A 12,152-nucleotide genomic window follows, 5' to 3' on the forward strand; every position below is an offset into this window, starting at 1 on the left:
ACGGGATTGAAACATTTTTGAGGCAGCAACAAGGCTCAAACCTATATAGGGCAAGGAAATTACACAGAAAACTCAAAAAGGCTTCAATCCCAGACATATCAAGAAACTGAGTAAAAAGATATCAAAGTCCTTCTATGTATACGTTTGATGGTTTTTTCGGGCTACTTTTTGTCTAAGTCCCATTAGAACAAAAGCCAACTACATCGGCTCAGTTGCTAACAAATATCCTGGCAGAGCAGATTGAGGAACTGACAGAGATATTTACGGCACAGCGTCAACTTAAGGAAGGCGATCGCACTGATAAAATAGCCGCAACCTGGGCAACTGTTTTAGCTCGTCGAGAAATGGGAGAATCACTCCAGGCGATCGCTAATGATCTAAATATGCCGCCGTTGACTGTTAAAACCTATCTAAAATTAGCTCGAAAAGCTCTCAAGCAAGACAGTTTTCCAGAAGAAAGATGAGCAGTAGAAAAAGTTGAAGAAGAGAGATATTGATTAAACCTTGGGAAATCAGCATTTTCTTTTGTTTGATAGCAAATATTTCTGTGAATAGCAATTAAACCAACGTTCCCAATAGTCTTGTTTTTTTGTCAATTTCGCTATAACTCGGTTGTAGTGAGCAAACCAACCTTCCCAATAATCGCTAGGTACTTTAACGCAACCATCACAGGTAGGGCAACCAGCTTTACATTGTGGGACGGAGTGGATACTGCCAACGCAGTTTGTACATAATTCGGGGTCAATCCACCGCTTACCGTCTTCACCAACTTTGATTGCATCAGTGGGACATACAGACAGACAAAGCTTGCAGGAAATACATTGGCTGGTAATTGTGTAAGCCATGACTATTCTCCTTGTTGGGGATTGGGGGCTGGGGAGAGGTGACAGGTGGCAGGTGACAGGTGACAGGAAATTATCTGTAACCTGTAACCTGTAACCTATTCCCTATTCCCTATTCCCTTCTTTGACGTATTGTTCGTGAAACTCTAGGGCAACCTTTTCAATCACGTCGTAAGCTTCTACAGTCTGTATGCCAGCTTGGAGCAGTTTTTCTTTGGGGGATTCACCAATTTTGGCAACTAAAACTGCTTTGCAATCTGCGATTGTTTTCACAATATTGTCAAATGTGGCGGCTTCGCCGTATCCACCTTGACAATAATGGTCTACCTTACGGTGACTGATAAACCTAACTTCGCTGCCATCGACTTCGTAAACTTGGAATTCTTTGGCATGACCGAAGTGTTGGTTAACTAATCCGCCGCCTTTGGTGGCGACTGCAACTAAGATTTTAGGGCTGTTGGCAGCTTGCTGCTTGTTAGCTAATACCTTATCTTTGGCTGCTTTTAATTCTTCTCTAAATTTCTCAATACCTGCGTGAACTTCTTGGCGTTGCTCGAAGTCGTATTCGGGTGCCATTTCCAAGAATTTATCTTTGGTAAATTCTTGGCTGCGGTCTTCTCCTAATAAGCCTACAGCATCGGCGCGGCACTGGCGGCAATGGCGCATCATTTTCATGTTGCCAGCACATTGGTCTTGCACTGTCTTAAGTTCTTTCTGTGTGGGGCCGCGCTGACCGGTTAAGCCAAAGTGTGTACCGTGTTCTGGTGCAGAAATTAGGGGCATGATGTTGTGCAAGAATGCACCGTTTTCCCGAATCATCTTGTTGACTTCAACCAGATGTTGGTCGTTAATGCCCGGAATCATCACGGAGTTAACTTTGCACAAAATATCGGCTTCTTTGAGGGCTTGCAAACCTTCTAGTTGCTTCTCTAGGAGAATTTTTGCCCCTTCTACGCCTCTATAACGTCTACGTTTGTAGTGAACCCAAGAATAAATCTGTGCGCCGATTTCTGGGTCGATGGTGTTCAGGGTAATAGTAACGTGATCTATATTTAGTTGTTTAATGCGATCGATATATTCCGGCAGCATTAAACCGTTGGTTGAGAGACACAGCTTAATATCTGGGGCTTTGTCTGCAATCAACTCGAAGGTGCGGAATGTCTTTTCTGGGTTCGCCAGAGGATCGCCAGGGCCAGCAATTCCCAAAACTGTCATTTGGGGAATCTTGCCTGCAATTACTAAAACTTTGTGTGCTGCTTCTTCTGGTGTGAGTAATTCGCTAACTACTCCAGGACGGCTTTCGTTAGCGCAGTCATATTTACGATTGCAGTAGTTGCACTGAATGTTACAGGCGGGGGCAACTGCAACGTGCATCCTGGCGTAATGATGATGAGCTTCTTCGCTGTAGCAGGGATGTTTAGCAATGCGTTCTTTAAGCTTTTCATCGATTTCCACGGTGGCGCTGCTTTTGCTGTTGCATCCGCAACCACCTGATTTTGCTGTGGTAGAAGTCGATTCAGTAACGGAAGAGCCTGTAACTGGTGGTGTCATTGAATTTCGCAAAGGTCGGTGGACTAGCTGCCACTGTGGGAGATGCTGTTGCTACCCTTTTTGCCTGACGAATGGAAGTCGCGGCTGTCACACTGCCCGCAGCAGTTTTAGCTGTAGCGGTAGCTGAGGCACTTGTTGAAGGTGCTTCGCTAAGTAGGGCAGGCGATGAAGTCCTTGAGTTTCGGCTGGTGTGTGTCAACTTTGGGATCTTGGTAGAATTTGTGTGTACAGCCAAGCCAGTGCAGTGGGCGGCTATGCCGATTTAAAGCAACTGGCGCGCGACTTCTATTCACGAAGGCATAGTGCTATCTCATCCCTCCACTCACTTTTCGCTTTTGTTTTATGTAGAAGCGTTAAGTGATTGGCGATATAAGATTTATAGCAGTCGTCTTTGACTGTCGCGATGCGCTACTCTGGAATAGAATTTATTGGATTTATTAGATTTGTACTCAAAATCTAAACCTGAGATTTTGAAGACGTTTAAAGAATTTAAAAAATTTTTTTTAGGTGGGGGTTCTAGTATTTTTCGGTCAGGGTACGAGTATTTATGGAAAGGGGTTCAAGATTTAGTTGTACTCATCTGTAACCCAATCACAGCAATGGATTAAGGGCTGTTTGGGCTGATTTTTGACTATACAGTTCTGTACTCAAACCCTCCTGAAATTCTGCTCAAAGTCTTAATTAGCAAGGAATTTAGGAGGGAAAAACTGGAGTAGATTACGTTGTACTACTCCAGATACGTGCGAAATTCAATTCTGTATCCAACATATCATTTTTTTTTAGGGAAAAATGTAATTTATATTTTTTTAATGATTAATTAAAAATGATGTTCAATAGTGTTTATAAGGCTTATATGGCAGGCGTTACAAGATTTTATAAATAGCAATATTGATGCAGATTATTGTCAATAAATTAAACTTTATTTCCGTTTTTATTCTAGGTTTAAATACTCTGAAAAACTAGAAATTATTTGGTCAAATGCAAGTGAAAGTTAAGCTCCCAGCAGCTTTGAGAGCTTAATCTATTTCATGAGTGCTTAGTGGTGAGTAAAAATTTATAGCATCTAGCCTCTAGTCCCTTTTTCCAGGCAGCTACTTCAGCAATCTTGGAGAATTGCATTTTTATTGCCAATTGCCGACTAGGATAAAGGAAGCCCAGTAATAAGGATGTTTATATCTAGAGTCTTCCCCGGAAAGCAGAGCTAGTTGGGCGCGACGCAGAGCTTCTGCTTTAGTTTGATTTTTGGCTAGGTCTTGGTAAAATTGCACCATTAAATCAGCAGTTGCTTCGTCCTTTAAAACTGAGTCTGGTTGTTTATCCAAGGTGATCTGGATATCCTCTAGGGTATTCCTGGCGCGACGATAAAAACCTAATGTTTGTAGTGCCTGGGCTTGGTTAATCTGACTACCAATTTTCCCAGTTGCATCGCCCATTTTACTATAGGTAGCGATCGCCTCTTCCCTAAGCCATTGCTTGTTGCCTGAGATGCTTGTTGAAAAATCTTGAGAGCCTCAGCGTACCTTTGAGCTTGATAGACTTTTAAACCCTGCTCCAATAATGATGGGGCATCTGTCAATGAACCTGCTACATCTAGCCGTGCATTCGTCCCGAAAATAATTCCATTAGGATTGAGTAAATATAAATTAGCTTGTCCGTCTACGCCCAATGTGCCGAAAATCTTGGAGGGATCGCTACCTGTCACCCTCGTTAAAATATTTTCTATACCTGTGGGATTATTAAAGTAAACTCGCTGTCCATCTCCGATGTTGAATTGTAAGAAGCTTTGAAACAGGTTTATGCCTCTGGTAGCTCCACCTTCTATGAGTAAGGCAGGTAAACCACGGACATTGGCATTTGGTGTGAGTTGGCTATTTTCAGCACCTAATGTACCATCGGGGACAATCTGAGCGATCGCAGCATGAGTATAGGCACTTGTCAAACCACTGCTTGCTAAGACATCTGCCAACTTCCACAAGCTTTGGAACATTTTTACGTATTTTCCCTGGATGATACAGGAATTTTACGTGTATTGCTTTAAAAACACAACTACGTATTTTTTGTGGTAAGAGAATTTGCGTTTAAATACAGGGAGTGCGATCGCTGTTGATACTTTACTCTTGGGAACTACAACAAGACAATAGCGGCTTGTTTGCCACTTCTGCCAACTCTACTGATGTGAGTAAGTCTGCCCAATATTTCTTAATTTCGGGATCATTAGGTCGTTGGCGGCTTAAATCAGCCAAGGTACTCAGAGCATTTTCCCACAATCCAGCTGTTGCATACAGAACCACTTGCTCTAAAGGTTGGGTTGTTTGCTGGATCTGGATAGAGAGGTTTTCGTCTTGCACACGTTCAATTTTACCTTCCAGATATAGGTCTTGATCCCGACTGCGAGGATCACAAATCATGGAAAAAGACCAGGTGTATGTTTTGCCTGTTTTTAATGATGGTTGCTGTGCAGGTATGGTTACACTCACAATACCTGCTTTTGCCAGAGGTTTAAAAGTTTTTCTATACAAGGGTGCAATACTTTCATTATCCCGCAAAACAAATTCCAGTCCTTGTATTTGTTGAGCAGTTTCAGGAATGTAGAAAAAGAATGTGGGATGTTCTGCTGTTGTTAGTTGTGCTTCTTTGCTGGTGGGAATCAGAGGAATAGCAGGCTTGCCATTCAAAAAGCAACGTCCCCTGGATGCAGCTGCTCTTAATCTACCAGGTCTTCCCGGTACAAAACTAATCAAACTTCTGCGTTGCTGAATGTAACTTTTGACATTCCTAATAGCTGTTGTGGCATAACTATCATTGGGACGTAGTTGCAGTGCTTGCTGGAAATGTCCTAATGCTTTGCGATAGTTTCTGCGTCTAGTTTCTGTATAACCAAGTTGCATAGCTTGGTTATAAGCTGAGTTGTTTTGTACTATTTGAGCAACCTGATCTCCTGCCAAAACCTTAGTCTGACTGACAAAATCTAAGGGTAGACATACCAAGCTAGCAAGCAGACAGCCTGTCCAGAATTGAAGTTTCATAGGATACATATTTACTGCTACTAATAGGGTGTTGTGGATAACATAACTATTGCTGCTTATGGCATCTGCACTTTTGTCATTCCCCACACTAAGTATAATACGTATTCCTTTGGCTTTATGTTCCCGGTTTTTTAGTAGCGATCGCTTCTCATTCTCCTAATTACACTAAATTGGCAAATAATTAAGTGTGTATCTAGTTGCAACTGGGAGGCAACAATTATGAAAGCAGTCTTAATGACCGCTCCTGGTAGTCCAGAAGTCTTACAATTACAAGAAATCCCGCAACCCAGCATTTTGGGTAATAGGGAAGTTTTAGTACGATTAGTAGCGGCTGGGGTAAATCCCATAGACACTAAACTACGGCAGCGAGGCACATTCTACCCCGATCAAATGCCTGCAATTTTGGGGTGTGATGGTGCCGGGATTGTGGAAGCTGTAGGTACTGGTGTGCAACTGTTTCGTCCAGGGGATGCGGTATATTTTTGCAATGGTGGCTTAGGCGCAGGTTATGGCAATTATACCGAGTATACTGTGGTAGATGAACGTTTTGCTGCACACAAACCAACTTCCTTAACCTTTGCTGAAGCAGCAGCCGCACCTTTGGTACTGATCACCGCTTGGGAAGCTTTGTATGAACGGGGAAGACTAGAACCTGGGGAGAGAGTTCTAATTCATGGGGGTGCTGGTGGAGTTGGCCATGTGGCGATTCAATTAGCTAAACTCAAAGGCGCAAGTGTCTGTACTACTGTAAGTTCGGAAGAAAAGGCGCGTTTGGTGAAACAACTCGGTGCTGATCATGTAATTTTTTACAAACAAACAGACTTTGCTCAAGCTGTCTTAGACTGGACTAATGGTGAAGGTGTAGATTTAGCTTTTGATACCATTGGTGGTGAAACTTTCCAAAAAACCTTTCCGGCTGTGCGAATTTATGGCGATATTGTAACGATTTTAGAACCTCATGCCAATACTGTGTGGAAAGTGGCTAGAAATCGCAACCTCCGCATTGGTTTAGAGTTAATGTTGACACCAATGTTACTAGGCTTGATAGAGGCGCAACAGCACCATGCAGAAATTTTGGCAGAGTGCGCTGATTGGATTGATCAAGGGAAATTAAATATCTGCATTCATCATCAATTTCCTTTAACAGCAGCAGTTCAAGCTCATCAGTTATTGGAAGCAGGAGCGATCGCAGGTAAAATTGTGTTGTTAATTAGGGATGAATAACATACGGCTGTGCATATTAGCGTAACCTGCTATACATCACATACACTAGACATCTCTAAAAAAGAATGTAGAGACGTTCTATAGAACGTTTCTACAAGGTTTCTGGAAAACGCATATTTAATTTCTGGAGATGTCTTAAGTTTTGTACCTCATGCTTGGGGGTTTTACGCATCACGCCGATAAAAACTCCGTACACATCGAACAGGCTCCTTTTCTATTGCAAGAGTGCCTATTGCCTATTCTTAAATTTCATCCAACATTAAATTTGAGTATTCCAGAAAGCAAATCAAATGACTATTGTCAGTATAATTCTGATGAGTTATAACGGCAGTATTATTTGCGGAAAACATAGGACTTTTAAAAAGTATATAAAAATCTACAATAATTAATCAAATAAAAATAAAAATTGTAAATTACATGAACTAATACTCATTAATCTAAAATAATCTAACAAATACTTAATTAATTTTTATGAAATATCCTGTTAGTGAAATGTTGGCAAATTTTCAGAAAGTATTAAAACAGCCAGTGATTATTTGTAGTGCGATCGCCACAGTTTTAATGCTGGGAATGCAGAAACTGCAAGTATTAGAGACTCTAGAATTAAGGGTCTATGACCAGATGATGCAAATGCGTGCTGATTCTGGCTCAGATCCGCGTCTATTAATTGTGGCTGTCACTGAAGATGATCTAAAAAAATGGAACTGGCCTTTACCTGGGGAAGTTCTCGACCGACTGCTGGGCAAATTAGAAGAATATGAACCCCGTGCCATTGGTTTAGATATTTTTCGTGACTTACCTGTACAACCCGGTCATGAAAAACTATTACAACGTTTACAGCAAAGTGATCTTATCATTCCTATTTGTAAACACGCCGATGCTAAAAATGCTGGTATTGCACCCCCACAAGGAATAGAACCAGAGCGAGTAGGATTTAGCGATATTGTGGAAGATATCGATGGTTCCATCCGGCGTAATCTGATCTCAGTTAGTGTCGATCCATCCGAGCTTTGCCAAAGTCCCTATTCCTTAAGTTGGCAATTAGCCCTCAAATATTTAGAAGTTGGAGGGATTCAGCCGCAATTAACCTCCAACAATGAACTGCAATTGCGTGATGTGGTATTTAAACCTCTGCAAAGTAACTCTGGCGGTTATGAAAATGCAGATACCCAAGGCTACCAAATTCTCCTCAATTACCGTTCTCCCCGTCAGGTCGCCCAGCAAGTGACTGTCACAGACGTACTTTCAGGTCAGGTCAAACCCAATTTAGTCAAAGACCGCATCGTCTTGATTGGTTCTACTGCACCGAGCTTAAAAGATATTTTTAACACCCCATTTACTACTGGTAAAGCTGATGATGCTGGCAGGATGGCAGGTGTAGAAATTCATGGCCAAATTATCAGTCAGATTCTCAATGCAGTTTTGAATAACCAGCGTTTGTTTTGGTTTTTACCTGGGTGGGGTGAAGTCATTTGGATAGGGGGATGGTCTGTAGTTGGGGGATTTTTAGCATGGCGCATTCGACATCCATTAGGCTTAGGACTAGCAGAAGGTGGATCTTTGGCAGTCTTATTTGGGAGTAATTTTGTCATTTTTACCCAAGCTGGATGGTTTCCCGTAGTTTCTCCCGCCCTGGGTTTAGTAGTTGCAGCCGGTAGTGTCCTTGCTTATAGCGCCTATCAGAGTAAGCAAGAGCAAGAAAAAATCTTGCAACGGGTACAAGAGCAAAAAGATTTAATTGCTCAGTTGCAACTCTATGCGTCGTCGCAAGAAACCAGGATGCCAACGCAGGGAATCACCCTCAGTCCTACTATTTACCCTGTAGGACAAGAACTGGCTTTGAATACATTACTGAACAAACGTTACAAAATTAGTGAAAGTTTGGGTGGTGGAGGATTTGGCAATACTTACTTAGCTCAAGATATTCAACGACCGGGAAATCCTGTGTGCGTTGTTAAACAGATGCGTCCCAGCAACCAAGACTCGCAATATCTCAGTGTTCTCAGACGCTTATTTAATAATGAAGCATATATTCTCGAAACCTTGGGAAAACACCCGCAGATACCGCACTTGTTGGCATTTTTTGAAGAAGACCAGCAATTTTATCTAGTGCAGGAATTTATTGCTGGTCATCCCTTGTCTGACGAGTTAACTCCAGGAGTAACTCGCCCACGAGTCGAAGTGATGAATATACTCAAAGAAGTTTTGCAGGTACTGGTTTTTGTTCACAGTTACGGTGTGATTCATCGAGATGTCAAACCTAGTAATTTGATGAGACGAAAAACAGATGGACACATTGTTTTAATTGACTTTGGTGCGGTGAAACAAGTTCAACCCCAACTGCAACCACAGGAGCAAGAAAATCAAACCATCGCTATTGGTACTCCTGGTTATGCACCTGGTGAGCAAATGAGTGGTATGCCAAGACTCAACAGTGATATTTATGCTTTGGGAATAATTGTGATTCAAGCGTTAACTGGGGTCAATCCAAAAGTTTTTCGCAGAGATGTGAATACTGGTGTGGTGATTATTCCCACCCCATCTGAAACTGGTGAACAGATTTGGCAATACTGGTGGCAAATAGCAGATACTACTGAGCCATTGACTAAAGTGGTAGATAAAATGGTGCATCTTGACTTTACACAAAGATATCAGTCAGCTATGGAGGTGCTGAATATTGTGGCAAGTTTGTAGGGGATTGGGGATTGGGGATTGGGAAAGACAAGGAAGAATTTACTTCTCTTACACCCTTACACTAGGCTGTTGACTTTGATGAGATTTACCCATTTTTTATTCACACAGTTTTGGTGTCATCATCGGTGGATTAAATTAAATGAGTAATAAGTAATGGGTATTTACTCATTACTCATTACTCATTACTTTTTATCGAAGAAATGATAAATAGTACCTTCTGGAGCTAGACTCATGGCTGCGTTGTAATCTTCAATGGCTTTTTGCTGATTACCCAGTTCTTGATAGGTTTGACTGCGCCAATAATAAAAGAAGGCATTCTGAGGATTTATGTAAATTGCTTGACTATAATCTTCTAATGCCCCTTGATGATCACCTAGATTTTGTTGGCGAAATTTAGCTCTTGCCGTGTAAATTTCTGCACAGTGGGGATGTAGAGTAATTGCTGTATGAAAATGCGCGATCGCTCCCTCGATATCTCCTTGGGCAAAACAATTATGAGCCTGTTGAATATATCCGTTGATATCTGGTATTTGTACTGATCTGGGGTCTTGATGATCGCTATCCACTGTCTTCGAGCTTCTATCTTGAGAGTTTATTAAGGCTGTTATCTTCTAAGATTAACCGCATTTATTGTAGTCGTCAGTATTTGTTATACAAAATAAATGAATATCCTCAACTTTTCCTAAATTCTTCATAATTTTCCAGAATTAAGTCATTAGTTTTTCTCCTTTACACCCCACACCCCACACCCCACACCCGACACCCCAATCCCCACTCCCAACTTAAGGCTGATAGCGCAACCTAAAATAAAAGCCGTCATCTTGGATATTGTTACCTCTGTCTCTTAAATCGACAAAGGGAATGGCGTAGTCTAAACGCATACTCAGACGCTCAATTCCTAAAGCGTTATCCCATAAAACTCCTAAACCTGCACCGGCGAGAAAGGTTTGCTGAGGTAATTTGTTGGGATTATCAGATTGATTCCAGACGACACCCATATCAAAAAACGGTGCTAGTTGTATGCTTGGTATTCCAGCTTCATCCCTTTGAACGATGATTCTGTCTTCTACTGCTAACCTCACACCATTATCACCAGAGCGGATATTTTGGCGATAACCGCGTATAGACTGTCCACCTCCAATTACGAATTGCTGGGAGGGTAATAAACTGTCTGGTGTGAGTTGCACATCTGCTTGGATGAGTAACAAGTTATCATTGCTTAGTCGTTGCGATCGCTGGATTTGACCTAGCCAACTAAAAAAGCGACTATCAGGTCTGGAGCCTGAGTTAATTGTGGCATCAAATATGCCGATACCAAAGTTAAATTGCGATCGCATAAACCAAGCGCCTTGAAGATCGCGCTGCAAATAGTCTTGACTAAATTTAATTACACTGGTACGACTCACCCCATTGTCATCAGGGCCAATGCCAAAGGGGGTGGGGAGTCGATCAAACAGAAAAGTTTGACCTTCTTGATAAGTAAATCCTAATGATAAGGCAAACTCTTTGTTTGGCGATCGCAATAGGGGCTGACGATAATTAATTTCATACAAATCCTGCTCACCCTGGATATTTAATGCCTTAAATGGTGGCTCAGTGATTTTGCTGCTACTAGGTGCAACTCGGACTTGCACGGTTCCGTTCATCGCATTCACGGGTATCTGATAGCTAAAATCAAAGGACTCAGAACCACCTGTGAAGGTACGGTAATAAGCACCTGTGAGTAAATCCCCAAATCCAGTTAAGTTGCGATAAGCCAGTTCTACCCCGAATCTTTCACCACCAACGCTAGGAGGTGAATAGTTATCAATCAAGACGTTACTGGTAAACGATTGAGCCTCTTGTACTCTGACAATTAGCAAACTTTGTCCTACTTGACCAGTGGGACGGAGGCTAGCTTCCACATTGGTAAATAGGGGATCGAGTCGTAGTAATCTCAGTTGCTCCTCTAGCTTAATGCCATTGAGAGGTACACTAGCACCGAGTTGAATGCGACTGCGAATATAAGCAGGGTTGACGCGTTCTGTGCCTTGAATATCAATGTCTGCCAATCGCCCTTCAATCATCCGCAGTACCAACACACCATCTGTAGCACCAGGTGGTGGACTTACAGGAATAGCTCTGGAATTGAGATAATTCTGATTTAAGTAAAGTTGAGTCACAGCATCAGCTGCTTTTCTCACTTCTTCGGGAGTCAATTCCCGCCCTTCAAAGGGTTTGACTACAGGTGCGAAGTCATTTTGATTAAAGACTGTGCTGTCTATCACCTGAATTTGACGTACAAAAAACTTTTCTGGAAATGCTGGTGTTTCTACTGCTGGTGTTTCCGGTGATTCTGGCTCAGGAGGGGTAGCATCTGGTGCTTGTACTAATGCAGGTGTGGGGTGATAGTTATCACTCTCCAATTTAGGGAGGGAGTTATTAATATCACTTGCTAGACTACGCTGTCCAGTGACCATTAATAGACAAACCGTAGGCAAAATCAATAGCAAATTAGACTGGTAACTATGAAAATTGCCAATCTTTTGCCTGGGGACACAACGGGAAGCAAAATTGGCCAGTCTTTGCTGATTATGGCATTCAGGCGGAGTACCAATCTTTGTTCCTTTGCTCATGTCACCTCTGTGGGATGGATTAATTGCACAAAATGGCTGATGTTGATTTTGGCATATGCGGTTGCTGCCTGCGTATCTAGATAGCATATTTTTAACAATTGCTTTTAAAAAGATTTGTAACTAAAAAAGATCATTAAGTAGTAATTTCTCGTAAAAGTGATGATACCGCATTATATTCTGGTAGTAGCTAAAAACCTGGG

At 41.9% G+C, this 12,152-nt stretch carries 10 protein-coding genes and 1 pseudogene; 4 read left to right on the plus strand and 7 right to left on the minus strand.

Annotated features, from left to right (window positions below; genetic code table 11):
• Positions 1-206: 206 nt before the first annotated feature.
• Positions 207-464 (plus strand): annotated as a pseudogene (locus tag NOS7524_RS05995) (CRISPR-associated endoribonuclease Cas6); the annotation flags it as partial.
• Positions 465-512: 48 nt separating this feature from the next.
• On the opposite strand, the gene NOS7524_RS28225 reads toward NOS7524_RS05995, so the two are convergent.
• Entirely contained in the window at positions 513-845 is a 333-nt protein-coding gene (locus NOS7524_RS28225) for a 4Fe-4S binding protein (RefSeq protein WP_015137585.1), read from the minus strand.
• A gap of 102 nt (positions 846-947) precedes the next feature.
• Positions 948-2,393, minus strand: coding sequence for a nitrogenase cofactor biosynthesis protein NifB (gene nifB / locus NOS7524_RS06005; RefSeq protein ID WP_015137586.1), 1,446 nt, complete (start codon positions 2,391-2,393; stop codon positions 948-950).
• A 71-nt stretch (positions 2,394-2,464) separates the two neighbouring features.
• Between nifB and NOS7524_RS06010 the strand changes: the two genes are divergently transcribed.
• Positions 2,465-2,659, plus strand: coding sequence for a hypothetical protein (locus tag NOS7524_RS06010; protein WP_015137587.1), 195 nt, complete (start codon positions 2,465-2,467; stop codon positions 2,657-2,659).
• Between the two features lie 855 nt (positions 2,660-3,514).
• On the opposite strand, the gene NOS7524_RS06020 is transcribed toward NOS7524_RS06010, so the two are convergent.
• The 3 genes from NOS7524_RS06020 to NOS7524_RS06030 form a co-directional block, all read right to left on the minus strand.
• On the minus strand, positions 3,515-3,826 hold the full coding sequence (locus NOS7524_RS06020; protein WP_041555201.1) for a CHAT domain-containing protein: 312 nt from the start codon (positions 3,824-3,826) through the stop codon (positions 3,515-3,517).
• On the minus strand, positions 3,763-4,380 hold the full coding sequence (locus NOS7524_RS28000; protein WP_068969768.1) for a filamentous hemagglutinin N-terminal domain-containing protein: 618 nt from the start codon (positions 4,378-4,380) through the stop codon (positions 3,763-3,765). Before NOS7524_RS28000 ends, NOS7524_RS06020 begins: the two co-directional genes overlap by 64 nt.
• Before the next feature lie 124 nt (positions 4,381-4,504).
• Positions 4,505-5,419 (minus strand): DUF928 domain-containing protein, encoded by a 915-nt coding sequence (locus tag NOS7524_RS06030; protein WP_235622404.1) that lies wholly within the window; start codon positions 5,417-5,419, stop codon positions 4,505-4,507.
• Between the two features lie 219 nt (positions 5,420-5,638).
• On the opposite strand from NOS7524_RS06030, the gene NOS7524_RS06035 reads away from it, so the two are divergent.
• Both NOS7524_RS06035 and NOS7524_RS06040 read left to right on the plus strand, forming a co-directional pair.
• Entirely contained in the window at positions 5,639-6,643 is a 1,005-nt protein-coding gene (locus tag NOS7524_RS06035; RefSeq protein ID WP_015137589.1) for a zinc-dependent alcohol dehydrogenase family protein, read from the plus strand.
• Positions 6,644-7,114: 471 nt separating this feature from the next.
• The gene (locus NOS7524_RS06040; protein ID WP_015137590.1) at positions 7,115-9,337 is read left to right on the plus strand and encodes a CHASE2 domain-containing serine/threonine-protein kinase; all 2,223 of its coding nucleotides are present in this window, start codon (positions 7,115-7,117) and stop codon (positions 9,335-9,337) included.
• Positions 9,338-9,519: 182 nt separating this feature from the next.
• Here the strand turns inward: NOS7524_RS06040 and NOS7524_RS06045 are convergent, their stop codons facing one another.
• Together NOS7524_RS06045 and NOS7524_RS06050 are read right to left on the minus strand one after the other, a co-directional pair.
• Positions 9,520-9,903 carry a tetratricopeptide repeat protein gene (locus NOS7524_RS06045; RefSeq protein ID WP_015137591.1) on the minus strand — a complete coding sequence of 128 codons (384 nt, stop codon included), beginning with the start codon at positions 9,901-9,903 and terminating at the stop codon, positions 9,520-9,522.
• A gap of 216 nt (positions 9,904-10,119) precedes the next feature.
• Positions 10,120-11,952, minus strand: a complete 1,833-nt coding sequence (locus NOS7524_RS06050) for a ShlB/FhaC/HecB family hemolysin secretion/activation protein (protein WP_015137592.1) — start codon at positions 11,950-11,952, stop codon at positions 10,120-10,122.
• Between the last annotated feature and the right edge of the window lie 200 nt (positions 11,953-12,152).

The organism is Nostoc sp. PCC 7524, from assembly GCF_000316645.1.
In the GTDB taxonomy this organism is placed as follows: Bacteria; Cyanobacteriota; Cyanobacteriia; order Cyanobacteriales; family Nostocaceae; genus Trichormus.